The sequence below is a fragment of the Actinoplanes sp. NPDC051861 genome (genome assembly GCF_040681145.1).
Classification (GTDB): domain Bacteria; phylum Actinomycetota; class Actinomycetes; order Mycobacteriales; family Micromonosporaceae; genus Actinoplanes.
The window spans coordinates 74,489-99,825 of sequence record NZ_JBFAYE010000023.1 but is presented as its reverse complement, the minus strand read 5'-3'; the positions used below and the strand labels follow the sequence as shown (position 1 = coordinate 99,825).

Below are 25,337 nucleotides of genomic sequence, written 5' to 3'. Positions count from 1 at the left end.
GACATGACGCCGACGGCCGCGTACGACGAGATCGCCGACTGGTACGAGTTCGAGTTCCTGCCCCGTGGCTCCTCCGGTGATCCGCTCGGGATCCGCTCCGCGCTCGCCACGCTGCTCGGGCCGGGCAGCGGCCGCTGTCTGGAGATCGGCTGCGGGACCGGCGTGCACGCCGCCCAGATCCGTGACCTCGGCTGGATGCCGCTCGGCCTGGATCTCTCGGCCGGAATGCTGCACCACGCCCGCGACCGGCTGCCCGCCGCTCTCGCCGACGCCACCCGGCTACCGGTCGCCGACGCCTCCGTCGACGCCGTGGTGACCGTTATGGCACACACTGACATGCCCGGTTACCCGGATGTCCTGCACGAGGTCGCCCGCGTGCTGCGCCCCGGCGGGCGGTTCGTCCACATCGGCGTCCATCCGTGCTTCTGCGGCGGGTTCGCCGACCGCGGTGACCCGGAGGCGGTCGTGATCCGGCCGGGATACCGCGACGGACACTGGACCACCGCCTCGTGGACCGATCAGGGTGTCCGCGACAAGGTCGGCGCCAGCCACTGGTCGCTTCCGGCGCTGCTCAACGCGTTCCTCGCCGCCGGGCTGACATTTGAGGAGTTCACCGAGGGCGGCGAGCCGACACCGGTCATGCTGGCCGTCCGGGCTCACTCGTCCACCTCGCGGAACCCGACGCCGCCCTCGGCCGCGACGATGTCGACCCGGCGGGAGTCGTCGAAGCGGTCCTGGACCACGTAGCACCGGGGGCCGTACGGGCGGCCCTTCGGCGCGAGGAAGACATCCGGCAGATCGTCGCAGCGCAGATCGCGCGCGCCCGGGTAGCGGTATGCCAGGTTGGCGTGGACGCTCTCCCCGGTCACGGCGAGGGCGGCGGCGTCGATATGGTACGCGACCAGGATCCGTGTCGAGGTCGTGACCGTGACGGTCCACGCGACCTCGATCCCGCCGAACGTCACCGTGCAGCCCTGATAGCCGGGCCGGCACTCGCTGGTCATCGGCCGGTACGCGCCGGCCGCGTCGAGTGTGCGGCGCTCGACGTCGTACCGCATGTCGTCCTCGTTGTCGAAGCCGGGATGCGGCGACGGGCTCCAGGACGGTGACGGGTTCTGGACGGCCGGGCGGGGGATCGGCGTGCCCCGGTCACCCAGCGGGTCGTGGGTGATCCAGCGGACGCCGGCGACCGCGCAGCCGAGCAGCGTGATGCCCAGCAGCACGGCGAGAAGGCAGCCCGATCGCCGCGTCATCGCGCCACCCCCGGGATCGCCGCCGTCGATGCCGTGTCAGGATCGCATGCGCGGAGAATGAACGCGCGGCGGCCGAAGATCGACCGCCGCGCGCCCGGACTCGAAGAGCATGACCCGGCGTCGCACCCCGTTGCGTGCCGGGTCACCCCCGTTGGGCTCTTCGAGACGAGGATAATCGTATACGATTTCCGGGATGCCATACGATCCGCTCCACGGCGTCCAGAGGGGAGTGACCAAGGGTGCAGCGCCCCCAAGAAGCCCCGTCGAAGCACGAGGCCGTCTACCGCACGATCCGCGAGCGCATCCTGGACGGGCGGTACGGCCCGGGTACACGTCTCGTGCTCAGCGCGATAGCCCGTGATCTCGAGGTCAGCCCGGTTCCGGTACGCGAGGCGATCCGCCGCCTGGAGGCCGAGAACCTGGTCACGTTCGAGCGCAACGTCGGCGCCCGGGTCAACACGCTCGACGACGAGGCCTGGGAGCAACTCGTCGAGATGCTCGCGGTGCTCGACGGTTATGCGACACGTCGCGCGCAGCCGCTCATCCCGGCCGCCGCGATCGCCGAGGCGCAGCGGCTCAACGACGCCCTGCGCCGGTGCGCCGACGGGCCGGCCGACCACGACGAGGTCATGCGGCTGCACCGGGCCTTCCATCGGACGATCTATTCGCACGCCGACAACGAGTACCTGGTGGAGTCCCTGGACCGGGTCTGGGACCGGATCGACGCGTCGCGGGTGCTGGTGTCGAGCTGGCCGGCCCGGCGGCTGTCGAGCGCGGTCGACGAGCACGACGACATCCTGCGCAACCTGCGCGCCGGTGACCTGGAGCCGGCCGAGCTGGAGCGGTGCGCCCGTCAGCACAACCTGAACGCGATCATCGCCATCCAGGGCCGGGGCCGGCTCGGCTGACCGGCGCGCCGTTCAGCACGTCCTGCAGCTTGTGCAGCAGGTCGTGCGCGGTGAACGGCTTCTCGATGAACGCGATGTCGCCGTCGAGCACGTGGGTCGTGCCGAGCAGCCCGTTGCTGTAGCCGGACATGTAGAGCACCGGCAGTTCCGGCCGCCGTTCCCGGAGCACCTCGACCAGGCGGGGCCCGGACATCTCCGGCATGATCACATCGGTGAGCAGCACGTCGCACGGGTGCTTCTCGTCCGCCGCCAGCGCGGCCGGGCCGTTCTCCACGGTGACGACGTGGTACCCGCCGTTGTGCAGGATCCGGGCCACCACCCGGGCCAGCGCGGGCTCGTCCTCGACCACCAGGACGGTACGGCCCTCGCCGCCGCGGGGTGCCGGCCGAGCCCGGGAGGCGCCGAGCCCGGCGGTGCTGTCGGCGAGCGGGAGGTAGATGCGGAACGTCGTGCCGATGCCGGGCTCCGAGTAGAGGTTGATGCTGCCGCCGGCCTCGGTGACGATGCCGTAGACGGTGGCGAGTCCGAGGCCCGTACCCTTGCCGTGGGGTTTGGTGGTGAAGAACGGCTCGAAGATGTGCTCGGCCACCCCGGCCGGCATCCCCTCGCCCGTGTCACTGACCAGCATCCTGGCGTACGTGCCGGCCGGCAGCGGCGGCTGCATGTCCACCTCGTCACCGCCCAGCGCGGCCGTGTTCACCTCCAGCACCAGCGTGCCCCCCTCGGGCATCGCGTCGCGCGCGTTGATCGCTAGGTTGAGCAGCACCTGCTGGATCTGCCCGGGGTCGGCGACCACGCAGACCGGCTCGGCGGACGGCACCGTGATCAGCGAGATGTCCTCGCCGATCGTGCGGGCCAGCATCGCGTGCACCTCGGCGATCGCCGGGTTCAGTTCCATGAGCTGCGGCTGGATGGCGTCGCCGCGGGTGAATGTGAGCAGCTGCCGGGTCAGGTTGGTGGCGCGCTCCGAGGCGGTCCGCACGTGCGAGAGGTCCGCGCGCACCTCCGGCTTGTCCTGGCACTGCTCGTCGGCGAACTCGGTGTAGTTGGTGATGATCGCCAGCAGGTTGTTGAAGTCGTGCGCCACCCCGCCGGCCAGCTTGCCCAGGCTCTCCATCCGCTGCGCCTGGTGGCTGCGCTCGGCCATCGCGCGCTGCTGCTCGGCGGCCTCCATCGCGGCTGTCACGTTGCGGGCCACGGCGGCGATGCCGACCACCTCGCCGGCGCTGCCGTGGATCGGCGCGACGTCGAAGGAGACGTCGACCGAGGCGCCGTCCTTGCGCATCCTCCGGACCACGTAGTGGATGTCGGTCTCCCCGCCGCGGATGCGCGCCAGCACGGACTCCTGGTGCACACGGCCGTCCGCGTCGGCGAGCACCGCGCCGGGCCGGCCGATGATCTCCGCCGCCGTCCAGCCGAACAGCCGCTCCGCGCCCCGGTTCCAGGCCGTGATGATCCCGTCCGGGTCGGCGCCGATGATCGCGTCGTCGATGTGCTCGGCGACCGTGGCCAGGAACGCCCGGCTGCTGGCGCCGTCCTGCTCGGCCTCCTCGATGCGGCGCAGACCCCACGGGTCGACGTAGATGGCGCCGCGTTCGAGCAGCACGCCGTACCCGCGCCGCAGCGTCCAGTAGTAGACCCCGATGGTCGCGGTCAGCGCGTCCCACAGCGGCAGCGCCCACGTCCACGGGCCGGGCTGGTGCATGTCGATGCCGGTCAGCGTCCGGTAGGCGGTCACGGCGTGCAGCCCGTGCCCGACCGAGCAGCTCATGAAGATCAGGGCCGTGGTGGTCGCCAGCTTGTTCGTGCGCAGCTGCCCGGCCCGGGAGACGGGCACCACGATGGCCACCATGATCGCCATGTAGGCGACCATGATCACCAGGTTGCCGAGTAGATAGATCTGATCCGGCACGTCTGTTACATCGGTGGGAAGCTGAGCTGATTTAGGCGACTTTTCGGGCGCGCTTGTTGTCGTACATCGCGGCGTCGGCGGCGGCCAGCAGAGCGTCCGGCGCGATCACGCGGCGTTCGGACCACAGCGTCGCGCCCACGGCCGCGGTCACCCGCAGCGACTGCCCACGCCAGGTCAGTGGGCCGGCGACGGCATCCGCGATGCGATCACCGAGGGCGTACGCGGACGCGGCATCCGTGTCGGGGCAGAAGATGAGGAACTCGTCGCCGCCGATGCGGGCCACCACATCTTTCGTACGCACCGTCGCTTTGATCCGGGCAGCCGTGGAGCGCAGCACGTCGTCGCCCGCCTCGTGGCCGTACCGGTCGTTGATCGGTTTGAAGTCGTTCAGGTCGCAGTAGAGCAGCGCCAGGTCGCCGGCCCGTCCCGCGGCGTGCCGGGCGATCGCCTGCTCCATGACGGCGAACAGCTTCCGGCGGTTGATCAGCCCGGTCAGCTCGTCGTGCGCGGCCTGATGTGCCAGGGCGAGCTGGTCGCGGGCCCGCTGCGCGCTGAGGCGGCCGATCCGGATCAGCACGAGGGGCACGGTCAGCATCGGGGCGAGGGTCAGGAGGAACCCGTCCGGCGGCGCGCCCAGGAACTGGCCGATGGTGCCGACCACCGGCACGATCAGCATCGCCGCGCCGAACATCTCCAGCTGCAGGCGCGGCGCCCGGGACACCGGGACGCTCGGCTCCATCAGCGCGACGACGCTCGGATGCAGGCCCGCCGCGCCCAGGCACAGGTATCCCAGCTCGAAACAGAGCGCCGGGACCGTGGCCTGATGCTCGGCGGCGGACGGCAGCATGTGCACCGCGGCGATGCCGACGACGGTGAAACCCAGGGCCGAGAAGAGGAAACCGAGGCAGGGCCGTCCCGCGCCGCAGGTCCGTGCGACCCGCAGCAGCGCTCCGCAGATCCCGAACAGCACCAGGATCTGGGTCAGCACGATGAGCTGCTGGCCCGCGCCGGCGTGCGCGTGCAGCAACCGCGGCCGGAACAGGAACTCCCACACCGGCGCGGCGACCGCGATGCCCCACACCGCCGCGTCGATCGTCCCGCTGCCGTCCTTCGGCGCGTGCCTCAGCACGATCATAAGGCTGGCGGCGAGCAGCAGCGCGTACCCGCCGATCTGCGGCGGCACGACGAGCAGGTCCGGTGGGCGCTCCCAGCCGGTGTCGGCGACGGTGGGCAGCAGCCACATCCCGTTGGTGAAACTCAGCATCGCCAGGGCGGCGATGACGAGCCGCCAGGGCCGGCGGTCGGTCACCCGGTTCATCCGGATACCGGCCATGACCGCGATGGCGGCGACGACGCCGGAGGAGAGGAGCAGAGTCAGGCGTATGGTTGCCGTGCCGGTCAGATGCCCGGCCGCGAACGACACCGCCACCAGCGCGAACAGCACCGAGACCACGGCCGGGCGGGGCCCGGTGCCGGGCTTGGGTGGCGGGTGCACGCCAGCACTATCGCCACGGTCACCCCACTCTTGAGGAACCCCGGGCCGGTGGCGGCAGTTCGCCGGACCCGCGCGCGATGAGCCGCGTGGAGATCCAGAACTCGGTGGGCGGCCCGCCCTCGCCCTCGATCCGGCGGAACAGCGCCTCCGCCGCCGTCCGGCCCATCGTCGCCGGGTCCTGGGCGACCACGCTCACCCCCGGATCCAGGAGATCGGCCAGCGGGAAGTCGTCGAAGCCGACCAGCGCGACCCGCCGGTGCAGGCCGAGCCGATGCAGGGCCCGGACCGCCCCGACCGTCACCATGTTCTGGCTGGTGAACAGGGCCGTGGGCGGATCCGGTCGCCGGAACAGCGCCAGCACCGCCTCCTCGGCCGCCGCCGCGGTGTGCAGACCGGGCAGCAGCAGCGACACCTCCGGTGCGATGCCCGCCGCCCGCAGCGCGCTCGTGAACCCGTCGCGGCGGCGCTGCGCGGTGGCGATCCGTACGTGATCCCCGAGACACGCGATCCGCCGATGCCCGTGGGCGATCAGATGCCGGGTCGCGTCCGCGGCACCCAGCGCGTTCGTCGCCAGCACCGTGTCCGCCGGTATCCCGTGCCCCGGCCGGTCCACGAACACCACCGGTGTGTCCGCCCGGATCTCCCCGGCGAGGTAGCTCTGGTCCGGCCCCGCGGGGACAATGATCAAACCGTCGGCGCGGCGCATGGTGAACGCGCGGGCCAGTTCACCCTCCCGGCGCGGGGAGCCGTCGATGCTGCCGATCAGCACGTGCACGTCGTGCTCGCGGGCCACGTCCTCGACCGCGCGGTGCAGCGCGGCCGAGAACGGGTTGCCCACGTCCTCCAGCAGCAGGCCGATCGTGGCGCTGCGCCGATCCGTGCGCCGCAGGGTGCTCGCGTGCAGGTCAGGCCGATATCCCAGGGTGTCCACGGCGTTGCGCACCCGGGCAGCGAGCGGCGCCGAGACGTGCCGTTCTCCGTTGACCACCCGCGACACCGACTTGAGACTGACGCCGGCCAGCCGCGCGACGTCGTTCATGGTGGGTCGTCCGTCGACAGTCACCGTGCCCCCTCGCAGAATCGGCTGACCATCAATACGGAAGGGTGCGGCCGAAAGACGGGTGCGATCACTGACAGCAATCCTTCAAAATACGTGGTGTTGACATTGAGAGTCGGAACGCGTTCACTCCATGACAACGTTGTCTGGACGCCTCCGAAGGCCACGGTTCAGGGGGAAAGCGAAGCTCATGCCACTCACGCCAGCCGATGTCGACAACGTCGAGTTCCGCGTTCCCCAGGCGGGTGCACGGGGATACGACGAGGTCGAGGTCGACGCGTTCCTGGACGCGATTGCCGCGGAGATGCGCCGGCTGACGGCGGAGAATCAGGCGTTGAGCGAGCAGGCCGGCCGGGCGGAGGCGACCGAGCTCTCCGTTCTCGCCGAGCGGCTCCAGCGTCTGCGCGAGAGCTGCGCCCGCGCCGAGAACGAGGCCCGCGCCGTCCAGTCCGAGCTGGAGCAGGCCCGCGCCGAGGCCGCCGCCCGGCCGCCGGCCGCCGTCCCGGCGATCGCCGGCGTGCTGGAGCTGGCCCAGCGCACGGCGGACGAGCACCTCACCGAGGCCCGGCAGGAGGCCGACACGGTCCTGCGGCAGGCCACGACCAAGGCGGCCCAGCTGACCAGCGACGCCGAACTGCGCGCCTCGACGCTGATCGCGGACGCCCGGCACGGCCACTCCGAGCGGCTCGCCGGCATCACGGCGAAGCGCGCCGCCGCCCTCGAGGAGATCGAGGACCTGACGAAGTTCGCGCAGCGTTACCGCGAGGGGCTGTCCAACCTGGTGACCGACCGGCTGGACGAGCTGACCGGCAAGTCCCGCAAGGACGAGCGCAAGGCGATCGAGGCACCCAAGGCCCGCACCGCCTGAGCCTTACCCCGGCCCGACGGCGTCCTTACGCGATCTTTACACGGGGCGATTAGCTTCGCCGCATGCCCGACAGACGAGAGGTGGCGCACCTGCTGCGCCGGCTCACCTTCGGACCGACAGCGGCCGAGGTGGACGCCGCCGAACGCGCCGGCCTCGAGACCACCCTGAGCGCACTGCTCGTCAGAGCGCCGTTCGAGGAGCCCGCCGGCCTGGACGAGGCCGACCCGGTTACCGCGCTCGGACCGGATGCCACCCGGGAACAGCGGCTCAGCGCCCGGAAACAGCAGCGCGAGCAGGCCACCGAGCTGACCCGCTGGTGGCTGACCCGGATGGCCACGCGCAACGACGACAAGCTGACGTTCTTCTGGCACGGTCACTGGGCCACCAGCGTCCGCAAGGTCCGCTCGGCGCACCTGATGCTCGCCCAACTGCGGACCCTGAACCGGTACGGCACGGGTGACACCGGCCCCCTGGTCCGGGCCATGCTCCGCGACCCCGCGCTGATCCTCTGGCTGGACGGCCAGAAGAACACCCGCAAGGCACCGAACGAGAACCTGGCCCGAGAGGTCATGGAGCTGTTCACGCTGGGTGTCGGCGCGTACACCGAGGACGATGTCAAGGCGGCCGCGCGCGTGCTGACCGGCTGGCAGGTCGACCGGGCCACCGGCACCGCGAGGCTCGCCGCGAAACGGCACGACGACCGGCCGGTCACCCTTCTGGGCCGCACCGCCGCCTTCGATGTGGACTCCTTCGCCGACCTCCTCGTCGGCCACCGGGCGCACGTCCCGTTTCTGGTCTCCCGGCTCTGGGCGCGTTACGCGGCCACCACGCCACCGTCCGCCGAGGCGGCCGCACGGATCGCCGCCGCGGGACGTGACACGACGGCGCTGCTCGGTGCGCTCTGCCGCGAGCCCGAGTTCGCCGCAACCGCCGGTCAGCTGGTCAAACAGCCGGTGGAGTGGCTCGTCGGCGCCGCGCGCCAGCTGGGCGTACCCGTCAAGGACGCGATGCTGCGCCCGCTGGGCCAGGTGCCGCTGCGCCCGCCCTCGGTGGGTGGCTGGCCGTCCGGCGCGGCCTGGCTGACCACCTCGTCGTCGCTGGCCAGGCTGGACGCGGGCCGCAAGCTCGCGGCGGCGGCGCCGGCCGCGGTGGAGAAGATCTCCGCGGGGGACCGGCTGGGTGCGCTGGCGGACCTTCTGGTCATCGAAACCTGGAGCAACCGTACGCGTACCGCACTCCGAGACGTGAAGGATCCCCGTCTTCTGCTCGCTCTCGGCCTGGCCAGTCCCGAATACGCGGTTCACTGAGAGGACCCCCATGGACGCCCTCACTCGGCGCCGTTTTCTGATCGCAAGTGGTGTGACCGGAGGTGCGGCTCTCGCCGCGTACAGCCTCCGCGACGTGCTCGCCACCGCCGGCGATCGTGACCCGGCCGCGAAGACCCTGGTCCTGGTCACCCTCTACGGCGGCAACGACGGCCTGAACACGGTCATCCCGTACGCCGATCCCGCGTACGCCGCCGCCCGTCCCGGCATGGCCTACGACCCGGCGGAGATCCTCGACCTGGACGGCAGCGCCGGCCTCAACCCGGGCCTGTCCGGCCTGCACCGGCTCTACCAGCAGGACAAACTCGCGATCGTGCGTGGCGTCGGCTATCCGCGTCCCAACCGGAGCCATTTCGCCTCGATGGACATCTGGCAGACCGCCCAGCCGGAACGCCCGGGCACCACCGGCTGGGTGGGCCGCTGGCTGGACACGGCGGGCCGCGACCCACGGCTGGCGATCTCCTTCGAGCCCGCCCTGCCGCCGCTGCTGGCCGGGGCGGAGAGTGCCGGCGCGACCGTGCCCGGCGGCGTGCTGACCCTGCCCGGCAAGGTGACCCCCGAGCTGCTCGGCGGGCTCGGCGCCGCCGAACCGGGCGAGTCACCGGCCGTCGCGCGCGCCGCCGCCTGCTTCGCCGACCTGGTCCGGGTGCGTGACCTGATGGATCAGGTGGGTGCGGACACCGCTGACGACGAGGACGACGGCGACACCCCGCCGGCCACCGCGACCGGCGGCGCCGCGCCACCGCTGGACCGTCAGCTGGCGCTGGTGGCGAAGTGCATCGAGGCGGGCGCGGCCACCCGGGTCTACTCGGTGTCGCTCGGCGGCTTCGACCTGCACGCCGACGGCAAGGACGCGCAGCGCTCGCTGCTGACCAAGCTCGACGGGCCGCTGACCGCGTTCGCCGAGCGGATGGCCGGCCGTGGCGTGGTGGTCGCGGTCTACTCCGAGTTCGGCCGGCGGGTCCGTGCCAACGCCTCCGACGGCACCGACCACGGCACGGCCTCCGACATGTTCCTGCTCGGTGACGGTGTCCGCGGCGGGCTGCACGGCGAGCAGCCCAGCCTGACCGATCTCGACGACGGCGACCTGAAGTTCACCGTCGACTTCCGAGACGTCTACGCCACGCTGCTCGCCGAGGTGCTCGGCACCGACCCGGAACGCGTCCTGGACGGCTGGACCGGCCGCATCCCTGAGCTGTTCTAGGCCGACGCGAGCGCCTTCGCCTTGAGCTGCTCGAACTCGGTCGCGTCGATGGCGCCGGAGTCGAGCAGCGCCTTGGCCGACGCGATCTGGTCGGTGGCGCTGCCGCCTCCACCACCGTTGGATCCGGCGACTGATCGGATGTACGCGTCCTGCCGCTGCCGTGCCTCGGCCTGCGCGGCCATCGCCCGATCGCTCATCCCGTTGCCGCGGGCGATCACGTAGACCAGCATGCCCAGAATCGGCAGGAAGATGAGGAACAGCACCCACATCGTCTTGGCGAATCCGCCGAGGTCGCTGCTGCGGAAGATGTCACCGAACACCCAGAACAGGCACATCAGCCAGGCGAAGAAGATGAAGAACTCGAGCATGGCGAGCAGGAACGAACCGTTGTCGTCGAACACTGGACACCCCTTCCGGGATCGTTTCGCACAGTGCACCGCCAACCGCGCTCCCTGACCTCATCCGTAACGGATTACTTCTTGTTCAATGCCCGCGCTGCCGCCCCTGGCTGGTCGAATCCGGCGGGGAGACCTCGCTGTGACGTGGACTCACCCCGGTGGCGAGCATCGAGGTGAGATAGACGAACGCGGCTGCCGCGATCGGGCCGACGATCTCCGGTTCGAGCAGGCTCGACCTGGGATAGTTGCGGTACAGCAGGATCAGCCCGGCGAAGACCAGCAGCACCGGGGCCAGCCGCAGCATCGTCGCGCCGGGCAGCCGGGTGCGCCGCCTCGGCGTGTGCGCGGGCTCCGGCACGGTACGGGACTCCCACGCTCCCCAGTGGCCGCGAGCGGCGTGGACCAGCAGCTCCGACACGTCGTCGCGGAGCGCGTCGTGCGTGCCGGGCCCGGGCAGCAGGCAGCGCTGCGCGAGCGCCCGCGTGTGGTTGGCCGCACCGGTCAGGCCGGGCAGCACGACCGCGCTCAGGGCCGGCTTCTCGGCCAGGCCCATGGCTCGCGGCAGGTACCGCTCCATGCAGTCGGCCACGTGGTTCAGCGACAGCCCGGCGTTGATCTGGTGGTAGACCGCGCTGGGGAAGTCCTCCGGATCGCGGAAGGAGGCCGTTGCCTGGTCCAGGTCGGTGAGGGTCATCGCCAGGCTCTGGACGATCTCCTCGGCCGGGAAACGTGACCAGGTGTAGCGGTACATCATGCCGACCGTGACGCGCGCGATCTGGGCGCCGACGGCCAGCAGGAACAGGCATCCGGTGGCCGAGGCGGCACCGGTGAAGACCGCGTCGCTCCAGAACGAGTCCTCCTGGTAGAGGTAGGCCAGCAGGATGCCGGCGGCGCCGAAGAAGATCGCGCCGAGCGCGTTGCGCATCCGCTTGCTGCCCGGCACCCGCGACTCGCTCGCGGCGATGGCCAGCCCGAAGACGAACGCCGCCGTCACGACCGCGATGCCCGCGAAGACGGCAGCCGGCACGAGCCGGGTCCAGGAGGGGTCCTGCCAGACGAAGTGCGCCGCGCCCAGCAGGCAGCCGGTGGCGATGGACAGCACCGCGCGGGCCAGGACGTTGTCGACGTTCTCCTGATCGGTCAGGACCAGCCGCCACACCTGGTAGGAGTTGATGCCGATGACGGCGTTGCGCGCCGCGCCCTCCGCCACGGCGTCGCCCTCGGTGCCCCGGAACGCCGTCCGGGCCCGCGCGAACTCCGACTCCACGGTCTGCCGTAACAGGCGCTGATAGACGCCGCGCGCGCCGAGCAGCCAGGCGGCGAACCGGGCCCGGGCGACCCGGTCCAGGTCGGCATCGGTGACGGGTGGGGCGGTCACGGACTCCTGTAGCATGGGCCCACCTCACTGGGCCCGCGCCGGGTACTGCCGGACAGCGTGTCCGTGGGGTCAGAACGTGAGCACGATACGCCCGGTCGCGGCGCCGCTGGCCTGGCGTGTCCAGGCCGTCGCCACCTGTTCGAACGGCACCACCTCGTGGGCCACCGACAGTTTTCCGGCCGCTGCGAATCCCGCGATGACACCGAGTGACTCATCGCGCTCCACGATCGACAGCGCGTTGTTGGTGTATCCCAGGATCCGCAGCGACCCGCTCCGCAGCGACGCCGAGTCGAACGGTGCCGTCGGTGACGCCGAGCCGCCGAGGTTCACCAGCCTGCCGCCCGGTCCCAGCACGCGCAGCGCCGCCGCGGCCGGCACGCCGAAGACCGGGTCGAGGACGAGGTCCACCGGGCCGTCCGCCGCCTCCTTCAGCCGGGCCGCCAGCCCGGCCACGTCGTCGTCCGGTTCGAGGGTCACCGCGGCCGCCGCGCCCAGCTCCCGGGCCCGCACGCAGGCTTCCCGCGAGCGGGCCACGGCGATGACCCGCCGGGCGCCGCAGAGCAGGGCGAGCTGCACCGCGGCCTGCCCGACCACGCCACCGGCTCCGAGGACCAGGACCTGCTCACCGGCGACCAGGCCACCGGTCCGGGTGAGAGCCGAGTGGGCGGCCACGGCCGACAGGCCGAGCGCGGCGAGACCCGCGAGGGGCACCCGCTCGGGCAGCGGAACAACATCTTCGGACGGTACGGCGACCGCGCTCGCCATGCTGCCGTCTCCCGGGCGCATCCCGGCCGGGGTCGCGAACCAGACCGGCGTCCCGTCGACCCGGTGCCCGACTCCCTGTACTCCCGGGATGTAGGGAGTCGCCGGCGTACCGAAATAGCTCGTACCCGATGCGCAGAGCAGGTCCAGCGGAGTGATCGGCGCGGCAGCGACCGTGACCAGCTCCTGGCCCGCGCCCGCGATCGGCACGGGGCGCGCGGTGACCGCCGGCGGCTCGCCGCAGACGGTGAGGACGGCCGCCCGGATCACGTCGCGATGTCCGGGTACGGGAGGTCGAAGTGCTGAAGACGCGCGCCGAACGCCTTCTGGTATTCGAGCGGCTCGGTGTTGTCCCGCTCGAACATCGCGATGAACAACGTCAGCGTCAGGAACGGGTGCGAACCGAGCTCGAACAACCGTACATGATCATGGTTGGCCAGCGCCTGGCGTTCGTCGTCCGTGAAGCGCAACCACGTGCTGGCCTCGCCGGTGTGGCAGTTGAGCACCGCGTTGGCCTGGTTCTCCTCCCACCAGGTCACGAACGTGGCCGGCTCGGACCGGTAGCGCTCGACCAGGTCGGGGTCCCGGTCCACCGTGTACAGGAACTTGTTCAGCAGGTACTTGCTCATGCCGGCGCTCCGTTCGGGTACCAGGTGAAGTACGCCTCCATGGTGTGGAACAGGTCGAGCGTGTCCACGTGGTCGGCCTTCGCGCCGGCGCCGGCCACGCCCATCATCAGCATGAAGTCCATGAAGCCGTGTGTGGCGTTGCCGGGGGAGTGCAGGCTGTCCAGTGTCACCTCGCGCAGGCAGTTGTCGAGGTCGCCGGTGGCGATCCACTCGACGGCCCGGCGGTCGAACTCGGGGTCCGGCCCGTGCGGGCCGAACTGGCGCGGGCCGCCCAGCTCGAGCGAGAGGTGACCGGTTCCGATGATCGCGACACGCAGGTGCGACGGCCACGACTCGACGATGGTGCGGATGGTCTCGCCGAGCTTGACGAAGCGGGACGGCTGCGGCAGCGGCGGCGCGAAGATGTTTGTGTAGATCGGCACGATCGGCAGGTCCGCCTCGGGCCGCAGCGTGATGATCGGGCAGGTGATGCTGTGGTCGATCCGCAGCTCGTTGCTGAACGCCAGGTCGAAACCTTCGTCCAGCCCGGCCCGCAGGATGTGCGACGACAGGTCCTCCTGGCCCTTGAGCAGCATCTTCGGCAGGCCGAACTCGCGCTCCTCGTTGTACCAGTTGGCGTCGTAGAACGGCGCCTTGCCGACCAGGAACTGCGGCATGTTGTCCAGCCACAGCTGGTGGAAGTGGTCCGAGCCGACCATGACGAGCACGTCCGGGTTGGCGCGGGTCAGCGTCTCCCGGAACGCCAGGATCTTGCGGGTCCACTCGTCGGCGAACGGGGGCCGGTCCGCACCGGTGGCGGTGCTGGCCCGGTAGTAGAAGGGGTGATGTGTGGAGGCGATGACCGCGACGATGCTGGCCATGGAGGGTCCTCTCGGTGATCAGGGTTCGTATACCGCGTTGCGGTCGACGGTGAGGTACACGTCCATGCCGAGGGGCCGGCGGCGTTCCTCGGCCAGGTGGCCGAGCAGCCCGGCGGCGCGGGCCAGCAGCGCGAACCCCCGCAGCAGGTCGACGGGGAGGCCGAGGTCGGCCAGGGCGGCGCCGCACACGCCGGCGCCGTTGAGCGGCAGCCTGCGTTTCAGCACCTGGTCGTGGACCCGCCCGATGGCCTCGAACAGCGCCAGGTGCGGGCCGTAACAGCCCTCCTCCTTGGCGATCCGGATGAGCACCGGGGTGCGCGGGTCCTGCGTCTTGTGCACCGGGTGGCCGAGTCCGGGCACGAACCGGCCCTGCGCGCGGGCGGCCCGCACGGCGTCGAGGGCGAGGTCGTCGAAGTTCTCGACCGTGCCCGCCTCTTCGAGCGTCTCCGCCAGGAACCGGCCGCAGTCCTCGGTCACCCCGAGGAACCGGGAGCCGCCACCGAGCAGGCCGGCGGCGAGCGCGCCCTGCAGGGCTTCCGGGGCGGAGAGGTACGTCAGCCGCGCCGCGATCGCGGTCGGGGTGAACCCGTGGTCGGCCAGGGCGACCAGCACCGCCTCGAACACCCGGCACTGTCCCGGTGTCGGCCGTCGCCGCGCCACGAGCCAGAACGCCAGCTCACCGAACCCGACCTTGCCCATCAGGTCCTCGGTCAGGTCCTGCCCGAGGAGCGAGATCGTCGTCTCGTCCGACGTGCCCAGGCCGGTCGGGAAGGCTAGTTCTTCAGCCACTCGCGGATCTCCTCGCCGTGTTCGCCCAGCCCCGGCGGCGGCAGTTCGTACCGCGCCGGGGTCTCGGAGAAGGTGATGGGGTTGCGGACGCCGGGCACGCCGCCGGTCTCGACCACGGGTTCCAGGCCGAGCTCCTCGGCGAGCGCCACCCCGCCGTCGATGGTGTTGATCGGTGCGCACGGCACCCCGGCCGCGATCAGGTCGCGGAACCACTCGTCGCGGGTGCGTTTGACGAGCTGTTCCACCAGAAGCGGCCGGAGCTGCTCGCGGTTGGCGGTACGGTCCTGGTTGCGGCCGAAGCGCGGGTCCTCCGGCAGCTCCGGAACGCCCAGGACCTGGCACAGCTTGCGGAACTGTCCGTCGTTTCCGGCGATCACGATCAGCTCGCCGTCGGCCACCGGCAGCGGCTCGTACGGGAAGAGGCTCGGGTGCGCGTTGCCCATCCGGTACGGCACGGTGCCGCCGGCCACGTACCCGCTGGAGTGGTTGACCAGGCCGGACAGCGCCGACGACAGCAGGTTGACCTCGACGTGCTGGCCCCGGCCGCTCTGCTCACGGTGGTGCAGCGCGGCCAGGATGCCGATGTTCGCGTGCATCCCGGTCATCACGTCGAACACCGAGATCCCGGCCCGGTACGGCGAGCCGTCCGGGTCGCCGGTGAGGCTCATCAGCCCGGAGATCGCCTGGACCATCAGGTCGTACCCGGGCAGGTCGGCACCCTTGCCGGCGCCGAAGCCGGTGATGCTCGCGTAGATCACCCGCTCGTTGGCCCGCGCCACGGACTCGTAGTCGAGGCCGAACCGGGCCAGCCCGCCCGGCTTGAAGTTCTCGATCAGCACGTCGGCGCGGCGGGCCAGTTCCTGCGCGGCGGCCCGGTCGCCGGGGTCCTTGAGGTCCAGCGCGATCGAGCGCTTGTTGCGGTTGATGCCCAGGTAGTACGTCGAGACGCCGTCACGGACCGGCGGCATCCAGGTGCGGGTGTCGTCCCCGGCGGGGCCCTCCACCTTGATCACCTGGGCGCCGAGGTCGGCCAGGAGCATCGTCGCGTACGGCCCGGCGAGGATCCGGGAGAAGTCCGCCACGAGCAGGCCTTCCAGCGGCCCTCTGTGCTGCGTCATCGTCACCGCCCGTTCTGCGGACACTCGTCCGCTGGATCAGCTTGCGCGCTGAGGAGCGAAGTGTCAACGCATGATTGACAGGATTCGTGACCGGGACCACACTGACGCCACCTCACTGTCCGCACAGCGGACAACTGTCCGAGAGGGGATCTGATGAGCGCGAACGACCGGCCCGTGCTGCTGCGCAACGGCCTGGTTCTGACCATGGACGACTCCCACACGGTGCTTCCCGGCGCCGACGTGCTGGTCGTCGGCGACCGGATCGCGGAGATCGGCCACGGCCTGACCGCACCCGAGGGCGCCGTCGAGATCGACGCCACCGGCGGCATCGTCATGCCCGGCATGATCGACACGCACCGGCACATGTGGCAGACCGCCATGCGCGGCTACGGCGCCGACTGGACACTCACCCAGTATTTCGTCTGGTACTACCTGGAGTCCGGCAAACACTTCCGTCCCGAGGACATCTACGCAGGAAACCTGCTGTCGGCCATCGAGGCGATCGACGCCGGCGTCACCACGACCGTCGACTGGTCGCACGGCCTGCAGAGCGCCGACCACGCCGACGCGGCGGTCGACGCCCTGGAGGCGGTGCCGGGGCGGTTCGTCCTGGCGTACGGCAACATCCAGCAGGGGCCGTGGGAGTGGTCCACCTCCGACGCGTTCCGCGACTTCCACCGGCGGCGGATCGACGGCGGGAAGCTGGCCGGTTTCCAGATGGCCTTCGACGTCACCGGCGACCCGGCGTTCCCGGAGAAGGCGGCGTTCGAGGTGGCCCGCGAACTCGGCGTCACGGTCACCACCCACGCCGGTGTCTGGGGCGCGACCAACGACGACGGCATCCGGCTCATGTACGAGAACGGCTTCATGGCCCCCGGCACCGTCTACGTGCACGCCGCCACCCTCGCGGCTGACTCGTACCAGCGGATCGCGGCGACCGGCGGCTCGGTCTCGGTCTCCACCGAGAGCGAGCAGAGCGCCGGACAGGGCTACCCGCCCACCTGGCAGCTGCGCAACCACGGAATTCCGGTGTCGCTGTCGATGGACACCAGCGTCTGGTGGAGCGGCGACCTGTTCACCGCGATGCGCACCACGCTCAGCGCCGACCGGGTCCGCGAGCACATGGAGGCGCACGGCAAGCAGGAGACCGTCACCCATCACCACCTGCGGGCGGAGCACGTCGTCGACTGGGCCACCCGCGGCGGTGCCAGGGCCCTCGGCATGGACTCGGCCGTCGGCGCGCTCACGCCCGGCCGGCAGGCGGACATCGTGCTGATCAAGAACGACACGTCGCCCGCCATGTTCCCGATCCTGAACCCGTACGGTCACGTCGCCTTCCAGGCCCAGCGCGGCGACGTGCACACCGTGCTGGTCGGCGGCAGGATCGTGAAGCAGGACGGCAAGCTCGTCGGCACGGATCTCGCGGCGGCCCGCGCCAAGGTCGGCGCCACCCTCGACCACCTGCGCGAGACGCTCGGCGAACAGGCCTGGCAGCGCGGCATGAACCCGGACATCCCGGAGACGAGTGTGCTGGAGAATCCCTACCAGTACACCGACTACGACGCCGGTTCGGCCCAATGGAAGCATTGAGCACATGACCGACATCGGAAGGGGCGCGGGTCCCGACTTCATCGAGGCGCTCGCCCGGGGGCTCGACGTCCTGCGCTCCTTCCGCTCCGGGACCCCGGCCATGACGCTGAGCGAGCTGGCGTCGCTCACCGGGCTGGCGCGGCCCACGGTCCGCCGGATCCTGATCACGCTGGAACAACTCGGGTACGTGCGGGCCGACGGCCGCGGATACGCGCTCACGCCCCGGGTGCTCGAGCTGGGCATGGCGTACGTGCACTCGCTGAACATGTGGGACGTGGCGCGCCCGCACATGGAGAGGCTCGTCGCGCAGACGAACGAGTCGTCCTCGATGGCACAGCTGGACGGGAGCGACATCGTCTACGTGGCGCGTGTGGCCGTACCCAAGATCGTGACCTTGGGGGTGAGTATCGGGACCCGCTTTCCCGCACCGCCCACCTCGATGGGAAAGGTCCTGCTGGCGGCCCTGCCGCCGGCGGACCTGGCGGGCACGCTCGCCGAACCCTCCCGCTCCGGCATCACGCCGCGCTGGCAGCCCTCGGCCGCCGAGCTCGGCACCGCCCTGCGAGAGGTACGCGCCAAAGGCTGGGCCCTGGCGGATCAGGACCTCGCACCCGGCATCCGCTCGGTGGCCACCGGCGTCCGCGACGGCGAGGGCCGCGTGATCGCCGCGGTGAACGTGACCGTCCACGCGGCGGAGACCTCGGTGGAGACCCTCCTCGAGGACCACCTGCCCCGCCTCCTGCGAACAGCCGCCGACATCAGCCACGACTGGGCCCTGACCGCCCACATCCCCGCCGTCACGGTCTGATCTGAGGGTTCCCGGCGGACCGTCCGGATCGGATAATCGGCCGGTGTCGTGGAACGAGCTGACTCAGCCGCAAGCCGCCCTCTACGCCGGGATCCTGGGCGCCTCGGGCGCGATCATCGGCGGAATGATCGCCGCGCTCCTCACGCAGTTGCTGGGTGCGCGGTCCCAGCGGCGGCGCCAATGGGATGAGATCCGGCATATCGCTTATGCGCGGGTGGCGGAGACGTTTCATGTGGCGTGGGGGCTCTATGACCAGCACGGCAGGCTCCGGGTGGATCCGGGCGCGGCACGCAAGGCGGGCGACGATCTCTTCACGGCGTATTCGCGGGCGGTCCTGCTGACCCGCAAGAACAAGGCGGCGGTCGCCCTGGAGGCACTGCACGACACCGCCCAGGACCTGTGGGACCGCCGGGGGAGGACGTGGCCCGACGTCGACGAGGCCTGCCGCCAGGCGGAGTGGACCTTCCGCCGCGAGGCCCGAGCCGAACTCGGCCTCTCCCGCCGCCGCGGCATCCCCAAACTCCCACCCGCCCAGACTCAGCCCGCTCAGCCCGCTCAGCCCGCTCAGCCCGCCGCGCCGCCTGCGCCGCCCGCTCAGGCTGCGCCGCCCACTCAGGCCGCGCCGCCCGCTCAGCCCGCGCCGCCCACTCAGGCCGCGCCGCCCGCCCCGCCCGCTGGTCCGGCGCCGTCTGGAGGCACTCAGCCGCCGGCCGCTCCGCCCGGATCGGCGCCCTGAGGGGTGTCGGCGAGCTTCAGGGAGAGCTTCACCTCGAACGTGGCCTCAGCCGGTGACGAGCAGAGATAGACGCCGTCCTCCGGGGCGAAGGCCACATTGAACCCCACCTCCAGTTCGCCGACGGTCAGGCCGGTGGCCGGGGCGTTCCGGACCGCCTGGGACATCGCGCCGAGGACGGAGCGGATCGCGGCCTGGAGGTCCGACTCGCGCTGGGTGAGTTCGGCTGTGCCGTAGCGGCGGGCGGAGATCTGGCGGCCGTCGCTGCCGGACAGCGGGCTGCGCGTCTCCACGCGGACGATCGGTTCGGACATGGGCGGGCGCCTCCCGGCCGTGGGCGTCTGCGGACCAGGTCAACCTAGCGCAGCGCCGCCTGTCACAATTAGTCCAATAACTGGACGGTCATAGAAATGGACTATATGATGATCGCATGACGACCGTTGAACTCACCCGATTCCGGACCCACCCCGGCCGCGCGGACGAACTGCTGCGGGCCCGCCCCGGGATGCTCGCCGCTTTCGGGGCCGACCGGGCCGGCTTCGTCGAGGCGCGCCTGGTCCGCCTCCCGGACGACGAGTGGCTCGACATCGTGGTCTGGGAGTCGCCGGAGGACTTCGCGGCCTCCCGTGCCAAGGGCGCCAACCTCCCCGGGATCGCCGCGTTCTTCGCTCCGATCAGCGATCTCATCGGCTCGGAGGAGGGCGACACCCCCTAGAGTTCCGATCATGGTTCGAGCGGTGGTTTTCGATGTGGGTGGCGTGCTGGCGCTCGTCGAGCCGATGGACCTCGGGGATGTCGATCCGGACGGGACCGTGCTGGCGGACCTCTGGGAGGCCGGCGAGGTCGGGCGGGTCACCGAGGCCGAGGTGCGCCGTGCCATGGGTGAGCGCCTCGAGATGACGCCCGAGCAGGTCGACGGGGTCATGGCGGACATGTGGCGGCAGTACCTGGGTGCCGCCAACACCGAGCTGATCGCGTACGTCCGGACGCTGCGCCCGGGATGCCGGACCGGGATCCTGAGCAACAGCTTCGTCGGGGCGCGGGAGCGGGAGCACGCGGCCTACGGGTTCGGTGACCTGGTCGACGAGCTGATCTACTCGCACGAGGCCGGGATGAACAAGCCCGACCCGCGGCTCTGGGACCTCACCTGCCGCCGCGTGGGAGCCGCGCCCGGCGAGATCGTCTTCGTGGACGACTCGCCCGCGCTCGTCGACAGCGCGCGGGACTACGGCATGCGGGGCGTCCTCTTCGAGCAGACGGCTCAGGTCATCCGCGAGGTCGACGCGCTTCTGCTCCGGGCCCGAGCGTGATGAGGCTGGTCAGGCGGTGGGTGCGGATCGCGGCCGGGATCAGCGGGCGCGGGGTTCGGGAGCGGCGGTTGCGGGCGGCTGTCGGCGGGCGGACGGTGCTGGTGACCGGGGCCTCCGAGGGCATCGGCGAGGCGACCGCGCGGCGTCTGGCGGCGGCCGGTGCCACCGTGCTGCTGGTGGCGCGCACGGTGGAGCGGCTGGAGCGGGTGCGGGAGGAGATCGTTTCGGCGGGTGGGCGCGCGTTCGTACATCAGGCTGATCTTTCTTCTCCGGAAGCGGCCGCGAGGCTGGCCGCCGACCTGGTGGCGCGGTACCCGCGAATCGACGTCGTGGTGAACAACGCTGGACGGTCGATCCGGCGCTCCGTCGCGGACACCGCCGACCGGTTCCATGACGTCGAGCGCACGATGGGCGTCAACCACCTCGGGCCGGTCCAGTTGCTGCTGGTCCTGCTGCCGGCGATGCGGGCGGCCGGGGGAGGGCACATCGTCAACGTGTCCACGGCCGGGCTGTCCATGCACACGCCGAACTGGTCGGCATATCACTCGTCCAAGGCCGCGTTCGACACCTGGCTGCGCGGCGCCGCCGTCGAGATGCGGCGGGACCGGGTGACGGTCAGCGCCGCGTACCTCGGTCTGGTCCGCACCCGGATGAGCGCGCCCACGCCGCAGTATGAGCGAGCCCCGATGATGACCGCGGCCGAGGCTGCCGAGATCGTGTGCCGTTCGGTGGCGCACCGCCGGTCCTGGTGGCCGTGGTGGGCCCGCCTCGGTGGCGTCGTCTCGGCGATGATGCCACGCACCGTCGAACGTGTCCTGTCACTCGGGATGAGCGTCGCTGACGTGGTCCTGCCACTGCGAGGGCTCCTGCGTCCCGGCCGGCTGGTCCGGCTCGCCCGCGCCGCCCGCCAGGGGCGCAGCCTCGCCACCGCCCTCGCCGCCGGACCGGCCACCGGGATCGCGCTGGTGGACGCGGACGGTCCGGTCACCTACCCCGCGCTGGACGCCCTCGCCGGCACGGTCGCGGCGAACGCTGTCGTCAAGATCGGCCTGCGGGCGGGTGACCGGGTGGGGCTCGCCTGTGACGGCCATCGCGGGTTCGTCGCGGCGGCGATCGGGCTGGCCCGGCTCGGCACCGACGTGGTCCTGCTGCCGCCGGATCTCACACCCGCCCGCCTCACCGAAGTGCTGCACCGGGAGCGGGCCGCCGCCCACGTCCACGAGCCGGGCGCGACCGTGACCGACGTTCCGTCGATCGCCTGGCCGGAGCTGCTCGCCCCCGCCGAACCGCACAGGCCGCGGCCGCTGCCGGGCCGCATGTTCGTGCTGACCTCCGGCACGACCGGGACACCCCGCAGCGTGTCGCGGCCCCTGCCGGTCGGCATGCTGCTCGGCCCGGTGACCACCCACCTGCGCCTCACCCCGGTCCGCCCCGGCGAGCCGATCGTCGTGGCGACACCACCGCATCACGGGTACGGCCTGACCTACCTCTCGGCCGGCCTGGCCCTCGGCGCGCCGGTGGTCCTCGTGCCCGGCGGCGACCCGGCCCGCATCCTCAACGCGATCGCCGAACACCGCGCCGGCCTGCTGTTCGCGCTGCCCATCCAGCTGCGCCGGATCTGCGACCTGCCACCCGTGCCGCTGCCCACCCTGCGAGCCGTGGTCAGCGGCGCCGCCGCGCTCACCCCGGACCTCTGCGAGCGGCTGCGGGAGCGCTTCGGAGACCTGACCTTCAACATGTACGCGACAACGGAGGCGGGCTGGGCCGCGATGGCCACACCGGCGGATCTGCGGGCGGCACCGGGTACGGTCGGCCGCGCTCCACGGGGCGTCCGCGTCCGCGTCGCCGGTCCGGACGGCACCCCGCTGCCGCCCGGCCGGACCGGGGAGATCCAGGTCAACGGCTGGCACCCGGACGGCGACTGGCTCGGCACCGGCGACCTGGGCCATCTCGACCTGGCCGGCCGCCTCTTCGTCGACGGCCGCCTCGACGACATGATCGTGTCGGGTGGCGAGAACGTCTATCCCGCACCGGTGGGCGCCGCCATCACCAGCCACCCGGATGTTTCGGATGTCCTGCTGGAACCGGTCCCGGACGCGGAGTTCGGCCACCGCCTGCGGGCAACCGTGGAGCTCCTTCCCGGCCGCACCCTGACCCCCGACCAGCTCCGCGCCTGGCTCAGCACCCGCCTCTCCCCGGCAGAACGCCCCCGCGACATCACCGTCGTCCCCGAACTCCCAAGAACAGCAACCGGCAAACCGCTACGCTCCCCGCCGATCTGACACAAGCACGGGGTCACACCGCCGATGGCAGCCAGCAGGTCATCAGTTCGAAAAGACGACATTCGAACCGGACGGCTCGAGGCTCACGACCGCATCCCCATCGAAAGCGACATGCACGCCGAGTGGGGCGGCGCGCCGTCAACCTGCTCCGCGAGCGAAGCCTGGTCCACACCGTCCCGCAACGAGGCACCCTCGTCGGCCCGCTGTGAAAATCGGATCTCATTGCTCCCGTCGAGGGTAGTCCGGCCCAGATCTTGGAGAGTTCGGGTGCGAATATGGGCCGAACTCTCCAAGATCTCGTTGCGTGCTACCGCGTCACGGCGGCGACGGCGACGGGTAGCACAGGGTGCACCGGGTCACCGCCGGTGGCTGGCCACGCCAGGGTCACGTCCTGGCCCGCAGGACCGCCAGCGCCGCTGTCGTCACCCACGGGTTCGGGCGGCGAATGCCTGTCCCGCCCCAGTCCACACTGTCGTGATGCAGGCCGATCTCGGTGGACGTCCGATAGAACCGGGCGTGTGCCGGCCACCCGCCGTCCACCCGCATCGACTCCAGCAGGTCGAGGGCGTCCGCGCAGCGCGGGTCGCCGAGCAGGCCCAGTTCGGCCATGCCGCGCAGGCCGCCGAGGATGTCGTAGTGCCAGTACAGCGGGTGATGCAGTTTGAGGAATTCCGGGCGGATCACCTGGCCGGTGCCGGCCCGGAACGCCAGCCGCCGCCGGAGGAACACCTCAGCCGCCGCCTCCCGGGCGGCCGCCCGGGCCTCGGGTGATCCGAACGCCCACAGCCCGCGCATCGGCAACAGCGTCTCGAAGAACGACGACGTGCCGGCCTCCGGGTTCCGGTCGCAGTTCCAGCCGCCGTCGGGCCACCGCCAGTGCAGCAGCCGCTCGGCCAGCCGCTCGCAGCGCTCGTCGGCCAGCCCGAGCGTGACCAGGTACCAGAGCGCGTAGCCCTGCTGGGACGCGTGCGGGCGGGCCCGGCCGCGCATCACCGGCACCCCGGCGTGCCGGTAGCTCGCCGCCTTGGAGGTGACCGCCACCTCGCGATAGAAGTCGTCGTGCAGCCACGCGGCGAGGACCTGCTCGCGGAGTGGGTGCAGGGCTTCGTCGCCGGGCGGGTAGCCGAGGTCGGCCAGCGCGCCGAGCACCCAGTGCGCGCCCTGCCATTTGGCGTAGACGCCGGGCGCGTCCGGCCGGCCGAGCGGCGCCAGCAGGCGGCGCACCAGCGCGGAGTCGCGGATCTCGGCGCGCAGACCGGGTGGGTCCGGCTCGCCCAGCACGCGGGTGCGTACCTGCCAGCGGACGGCCGGTTCGGGGTGGGCGAGCAGCGCCTCGACGACCGCGTCCATCGTCAGTGCGGGCCGAGGACGTGCGGGCCGAGGACGCAGAACTGGTTGCCCTCCGGGTCGGTCAGGACCCGCCAGGGGACGTCGCCCTGACCGACGTCCGCGTCCGACGCGCCCAGGGTCCTCAGCCGCGCCACCTCGGCCTCCTGACCCGGCGACGGCACCAGATCCAGGTGGATGTGGTTGCGCACGCGTGGATCGGACGTGCGGAGGAACTCCAGCCAGGGGCCGCCACCGGGAGACCGCAACCCGGCGTAGTCGTCGTTCACCTCGCGCACGGTCCACCCCGTCGCGGACTGCCAGAACGATGCCAGGACCCGAGGCGACGCGCAGTCGACCACGATCGCCGCGATCGGGCCGGTGTCCTGATAGACCTCTCGGGGTTCCAGGACGCAGAAGACGTTGCCCTCCGGGTCGGCGAGGACCGTCCACGGGACGTCGCGCTGCCCGACATCCGCCGGGACGGCGCCGAGTGACTCGAGGCGTTCCACCAGCGCGGCCTGGTGGGCGAGCGACGTGGTCCCCAGATCGAGGTGCACGCGGTCCGCGACCGCCGGCGGGTCCGTGACCGCGATGAAGTCGAGGGAGACCACGACCGGGTCCGGCCAGGTGAATCCGGCGGGGCCGACCGCCGTGGCGCCCGGCCGTTCGCTGAAGATCTCCCAGTCGAGCGCCGCGGCCCAGAACCGTCCGAGGGCCGCCGCGTCGCGGGCCTTGAAGTTCAGCTGACCGATCCGAAGGGCCACCCCGCGATGATATCTACGAGCGGATCAGCGTCCGGTAGTCCCAGCCGCGCACCGGGCCGGACGTCAGCGAGCCGTCCGCGCGGGGCACGCGCAGCGGTTCGCCGTCCTGGGTGAAGACCACCGAGCCCACGTCCGAGCGGGCCGTGAGCGTGCAGACGATCTGCGCGTAGCCGAGCATCTCGTCGGTCCGGGCGGTGCCCTCGTCCGCCTCGGTGACCTCCACCGTCACGTCGTCCTCGCCGAGTGGCGCGCGCACGATCAGCGACAGCCCGGTCAGCGCCGACGTCAGGCCGGAACGTCTCTCCGCGGCGGTCGGCCCGGCGGAGAGGTCGTCGAGCTGCTGCTGCCGGGTCGGCACGGCACCCACGCGGCGCACGGTCTGCGTGAGGCCACCGTCGCGGACCAGGCACAACACCTCCGCGACCTCACCGGCGGGTCCGGCTACAGGGTGCGCTGACGGGCTGCTGTTGAGCGGCGCACGGGGAAGATCGACCGGGTGCGGCTCACTCTGAGCGGGCACGCCACAGGCCGCCGGCGCAAGGGCAAGAGCCAGCAACGGTACGCG

The 25,337-nt window shown here is 71.6% G+C and carries 26 protein-coding genes; 11 read left to right on the top strand and 15 right to left on the bottom strand.

Features of this window, described 5'->3' with window-relative positions:
- Positions 1 to 3 precede the first annotated feature (3 nt).
- Entirely contained in the window at positions 4 to 747 is a 744-nt protein-coding gene (locus AB0M02_RS38840) for a class I SAM-dependent methyltransferase (protein ID WP_364236592.1), read from the top strand.
- On the opposite strand, the gene AB0M02_RS38835 is transcribed toward AB0M02_RS38840, so the two are convergent.
- Complete coding sequence (locus tag AB0M02_RS38835; RefSeq protein WP_364236590.1) at positions 657 to 1,253, bottom strand: hypothetical protein; 597 nt, start codon at positions 1,251 to 1,253, stop codon at positions 657 to 659. The two genes, AB0M02_RS38840 and AB0M02_RS38835, sit on opposite strands and share 91 nt — an antisense overlap.
- Before the next feature lie 239 nt (positions 1,254 to 1,492).
- Here AB0M02_RS38835 and AB0M02_RS38830 point away from each other — a divergent pair, with 239 nt between their 5' ends.
- Positions 1,493 to 2,161, top strand: coding sequence for a GntR family transcriptional regulator (locus AB0M02_RS38830; protein WP_364236589.1), 669 nt, complete (start codon positions 1,493 to 1,495; stop codon positions 2,159 to 2,161).
- On the opposite strand, the gene AB0M02_RS38825 is transcribed toward AB0M02_RS38830, so the two are convergent.
- The 3 genes from AB0M02_RS38825 to AB0M02_RS38815 are packed head-to-tail and all read right to left on the bottom strand — an operon-like array spanning position 2,127 to position 6,607.
- Positions 2,127 to 4,073, bottom strand: a complete 1,947-nt coding sequence (locus AB0M02_RS38825) for a PAS domain S-box protein (protein ID WP_364236587.1) — start codon at positions 4,071 to 4,073, stop codon at positions 2,127 to 2,129. The genes AB0M02_RS38830 and AB0M02_RS38825 overlap by 35 nt on opposite strands.
- A gap of 31 nt (positions 4,074 to 4,104) precedes the next feature.
- The gene (locus tag AB0M02_RS38820) at positions 4,105 to 5,568 is read right to left on the bottom strand and encodes a diguanylate cyclase (RefSeq protein WP_364236586.1); all 1,464 of its coding nucleotides are present in this window, start codon (positions 5,566 to 5,568) and stop codon (positions 4,105 to 4,107) included.
- A gap of 19 nt (positions 5,569 to 5,587) precedes the next feature.
- On the bottom strand, positions 5,588 to 6,607 hold the full coding sequence (locus AB0M02_RS38815) for a LacI family DNA-binding transcriptional regulator (RefSeq protein WP_364236585.1): 1,020 nt from the start codon (positions 6,605 to 6,607) through the stop codon (positions 5,588 to 5,590).
- A gap of 208 nt (positions 6,608 to 6,815) precedes the next feature.
- Between AB0M02_RS38815 and AB0M02_RS38810 the strand changes: the two genes are divergently transcribed.
- The 3 genes from AB0M02_RS38810 (at position 6,816) to AB0M02_RS38800 (ending at position 10,022) form a co-directional block, all read left to right on the top strand.
- Positions 6,816 to 7,493 (top strand): DivIVA domain-containing protein, encoded by a 678-nt coding sequence (locus AB0M02_RS38810; RefSeq protein WP_364236583.1) that lies wholly within the window; start codon positions 6,816 to 6,818, stop codon positions 7,491 to 7,493.
- A 62-nt stretch (positions 7,494 to 7,555) separates the two neighbouring features.
- A complete protein-coding gene (locus AB0M02_RS38805; RefSeq protein ID WP_364236581.1) occupies positions 7,556 to 8,800 on the top strand; it encodes a DUF1800 domain-containing protein in 1,245 nt (414 codons plus the stop codon).
- Positions 8,801 to 8,810: 10 nt separating this feature from the next.
- Positions 8,811 to 10,022, top strand: coding sequence for a DUF1501 domain-containing protein (locus AB0M02_RS38800; protein ID WP_364236579.1), 1,212 nt, complete (start codon positions 8,811 to 8,813; stop codon positions 10,020 to 10,022).
- On the opposite strand, the gene AB0M02_RS38795 is transcribed toward AB0M02_RS38800, so the two are convergent.
- From AB0M02_RS38795 to AB0M02_RS38765, 7 genes are all read right to left on the bottom strand, one after another.
- Entirely contained in the window at positions 10,019 to 10,423 is a 405-nt protein-coding gene (locus AB0M02_RS38795) for an SHOCT domain-containing protein (protein ID WP_364236578.1), read from the bottom strand. The two genes, AB0M02_RS38800 and AB0M02_RS38795, sit on opposite strands and share 4 nt — an antisense overlap.
- Before the next feature lie 82 nt (positions 10,424 to 10,505).
- Positions 10,506 to 11,813 carry a hypothetical protein gene (locus AB0M02_RS38790; RefSeq protein WP_364236576.1) on the bottom strand — a complete coding sequence of 436 codons (1,308 nt, stop codon included), beginning with the start codon at positions 11,811 to 11,813 and terminating at the stop codon, positions 10,506 to 10,508.
- 54 nt (positions 11,814 to 11,867) lie between these two features.
- The gene (locus AB0M02_RS38785) at positions 11,868 to 12,830 is read right to left on the bottom strand and encodes a zinc-binding dehydrogenase (RefSeq protein ID WP_364236574.1); all 963 of its coding nucleotides are present in this window, start codon (positions 12,828 to 12,830) and stop codon (positions 11,868 to 11,870) included.
- Entirely contained in the window at positions 12,827 to 13,189 is a 363-nt protein-coding gene (locus tag AB0M02_RS38780) for a hypothetical protein (RefSeq protein ID WP_364236571.1), read from the bottom strand. Before AB0M02_RS38780 ends, AB0M02_RS38785 begins: the two co-directional genes overlap by 4 nt.
- Positions 13,186 to 14,049, bottom strand: coding sequence for an extradiol ring-cleavage dioxygenase (locus tag AB0M02_RS38775; protein WP_364236569.1), 864 nt, complete (start codon positions 14,047 to 14,049; stop codon positions 13,186 to 13,188). The genes AB0M02_RS38780 and AB0M02_RS38775 overlap by 4 nt, the downstream gene beginning before the upstream one ends.
- An 18-nt stretch (positions 14,050 to 14,067) precedes the next feature.
- Positions 14,068 to 14,838 (bottom strand): citryl-CoA lyase, encoded by a 771-nt coding sequence (locus AB0M02_RS38770; protein WP_364236567.1) that lies wholly within the window; start codon positions 14,836 to 14,838, stop codon positions 14,068 to 14,070.
- The gene (locus AB0M02_RS38765; protein WP_364236565.1) at positions 14,823 to 15,956 is read right to left on the bottom strand and encodes a CoA transferase; all 1,134 of its coding nucleotides are present in this window, start codon (positions 15,954 to 15,956) and stop codon (positions 14,823 to 14,825) included. The genes AB0M02_RS38770 and AB0M02_RS38765 overlap by 16 nt, the downstream gene beginning before the upstream one ends.
- Positions 15,957 to 16,109: 153 nt before the next feature.
- On the opposite strand from AB0M02_RS38765, the gene AB0M02_RS38760 reads away from it, so the two are divergent.
- Genes AB0M02_RS38760 through AB0M02_RS38750 form a run of 3 tightly spaced genes read left to right on the top strand, consistent with a single transcriptional unit; the run spans position 16,110 to position 19,090 of the window.
- Positions 16,110 to 17,546 (top strand): amidohydrolase family protein, encoded by a 1,437-nt coding sequence (locus AB0M02_RS38760; protein WP_364236562.1) that lies wholly within the window; start codon positions 16,110 to 16,112, stop codon positions 17,544 to 17,546.
- Positions 17,547 to 17,550: 4 nt separating this feature from the next.
- Positions 17,551 to 18,354, top strand: a complete 804-nt coding sequence (locus AB0M02_RS38755; RefSeq protein WP_364236559.1) for an IclR family transcriptional regulator C-terminal domain-containing protein — start codon at positions 17,551 to 17,553, stop codon at positions 18,352 to 18,354.
- Positions 18,355 to 18,397: 43 nt separating this feature from the next.
- Entirely contained in the window at positions 18,398 to 19,090 is a 693-nt protein-coding gene (locus AB0M02_RS38750) for a hypothetical protein (RefSeq protein WP_364236557.1), read from the top strand.
- On the opposite strand, the gene AB0M02_RS38745 is transcribed toward AB0M02_RS38750, so the two are convergent.
- A complete protein-coding gene (locus AB0M02_RS38745) occupies positions 19,054 to 19,401 on the bottom strand; it encodes a CU044_2847 family protein (RefSeq protein WP_364236554.1) in 348 nt (115 codons plus the stop codon). The genes AB0M02_RS38750 and AB0M02_RS38745 overlap by 37 nt on opposite strands.
- 116 nt (positions 19,402 to 19,517) lie before the next feature.
- On the opposite strand from AB0M02_RS38745, the gene AB0M02_RS38740 reads away from it, so the two are divergent.
- From AB0M02_RS38740 to AB0M02_RS38730, 3 genes are read left to right on the top strand one after another with little or no spacing between them, the layout of a single operon-like run.
- On the top strand, positions 19,518 to 19,802 hold the full coding sequence (locus AB0M02_RS38740; RefSeq protein WP_364236551.1) for an antibiotic biosynthesis monooxygenase: 285 nt from the start codon (positions 19,518 to 19,520) through the stop codon (positions 19,800 to 19,802).
- 10 nt (positions 19,803 to 19,812) lie between these two features.
- Positions 19,813 to 20,397 carry an HAD family phosphatase gene (locus AB0M02_RS38735; RefSeq protein WP_364236550.1) on the top strand — a complete coding sequence of 195 codons (585 nt, stop codon included), beginning with the start codon at positions 19,813 to 19,815 and terminating at the stop codon, positions 20,395 to 20,397.
- Complete coding sequence (locus AB0M02_RS38730) at positions 20,397 to 22,679, top strand: SDR family NAD(P)-dependent oxidoreductase (protein WP_364236548.1); 2,283 nt, start codon at positions 20,397 to 20,399, stop codon at positions 22,677 to 22,679. Before AB0M02_RS38735 ends, AB0M02_RS38730 begins: the two co-directional genes overlap by 1 nt.
- A gap of 384 nt (positions 22,680 to 23,063) precedes the next feature.
- Here the strand turns inward: AB0M02_RS38730 and AB0M02_RS38725 are convergent, their stop codons facing one another.
- Genes AB0M02_RS38725 through AB0M02_RS38715 form a run of 3 tightly spaced genes read right to left on the bottom strand, consistent with a single transcriptional unit; the run spans position 23,064 to position 25,292 of the window.
- Entirely contained in the window at positions 23,064 to 24,029 is a 966-nt protein-coding gene (locus AB0M02_RS38725; protein ID WP_364236545.1) for a hypothetical protein, read from the bottom strand.
- 2 nt (positions 24,030 to 24,031) lie between these two features.
- Complete coding sequence (locus AB0M02_RS38720) at positions 24,032 to 24,772, bottom strand: VOC family protein (RefSeq protein WP_364236543.1); 741 nt, start codon at positions 24,770 to 24,772, stop codon at positions 24,032 to 24,034.
- 13 nt (positions 24,773 to 24,785) lie between these two features.
- Entirely contained in the window at positions 24,786 to 25,292 is a 507-nt protein-coding gene (locus AB0M02_RS38715) for a GerMN domain-containing protein (RefSeq protein WP_364236540.1), read from the bottom strand.
- Between the last annotated feature and the right edge of the window lie 45 nt (positions 25,293 to 25,337).

Coding starts and splice junctions, on each gene's coding strand:
- AB0M02_RS38790 (WP_364236576.1), bottom strand. CDS start 11,813: ATGCTACAGGAGTCCGTGACCGCCCCACCCGTCACCGATGCCGACCTG.
- AB0M02_RS38730 (WP_364236548.1), top strand. CDS start 20,397: ATGAGGCTGGTCAGGCGGTGGGTGCGGATCGCGGCCGGGATCAGCGGG.
- AB0M02_RS38815 (WP_364236585.1), bottom strand. CDS start 6,607: ATGAACGACGTCGCGCGGCTGGCCGGCGTCAGTCTCAAGTCGGTGTCG.
- AB0M02_RS38780 (WP_364236571.1), bottom strand. CDS start 13,189: ATGAGCAAGTACCTGCTGAACAAGTTCCTGTACACGGTGGACCGGGAC.
- AB0M02_RS38755 (WP_364236559.1), top strand. CDS start 17,551: ATGACCGACATCGGAAGGGGCGCGGGTCCCGACTTCATCGAGGCGCTC.
- AB0M02_RS38765 (WP_364236565.1), bottom strand. CDS start 15,956: ATGACGCAGCACAGAGGGCCGCTGGAAGGCCTGCTCGTGGCGGACTTC.
- AB0M02_RS38840 (WP_364236592.1), top strand. CDS start 4: ATGACGCCGACGGCCGCGTACGACGAGATCGCCGACTGGTACGAGTTC.
- AB0M02_RS38735 (WP_364236550.1), top strand. CDS start 19,813: ATGGTTCGAGCGGTGGTTTTCGATGTGGGTGGCGTGCTGGCGCTCGTC.
- AB0M02_RS38775 (WP_364236569.1), bottom strand. CDS start 14,049: ATGGCCAGCATCGTCGCGGTCATCGCCTCCACACATCACCCCTTCTAC.
- AB0M02_RS38740 (WP_364236551.1), top strand. CDS start 19,518: ATGACGACCGTTGAACTCACCCGATTCCGGACCCACCCCGGCCGCGCG.
- AB0M02_RS38745 (WP_364236554.1), bottom strand. CDS start 19,401: ATGTCCGAACCGATCGTCCGCGTGGAGACGCGCAGCCCGCTGTCCGGC.
- AB0M02_RS38725 (WP_364236545.1), bottom strand. CDS start 24,029: ATGGACGCGGTCGTCGAGGCGCTGCTCGCCCACCCCGAACCGGCCGTC.
- AB0M02_RS38800 (WP_364236579.1), top strand. CDS start 8,811: ATGGACGCCCTCACTCGGCGCCGTTTTCTGATCGCAAGTGGTGTGACC.
- AB0M02_RS38805 (WP_364236581.1), top strand. CDS start 7,556: ATGCCCGACAGACGAGAGGTGGCGCACCTGCTGCGCCGGCTCACCTTC.
- AB0M02_RS38810 (WP_364236583.1), top strand. CDS start 6,816: ATGCCACTCACGCCAGCCGATGTCGACAACGTCGAGTTCCGCGTTCCC.
- AB0M02_RS38835 (WP_364236590.1), bottom strand. CDS start 1,253: ATGACGCGGCGATCGGGCTGCCTTCTCGCCGTGCTGCTGGGCATCACG.
- AB0M02_RS38760 (WP_364236562.1), top strand. CDS start 16,110: ATGAGCGCGAACGACCGGCCCGTGCTGCTGCGCAACGGCCTGGTTCTG.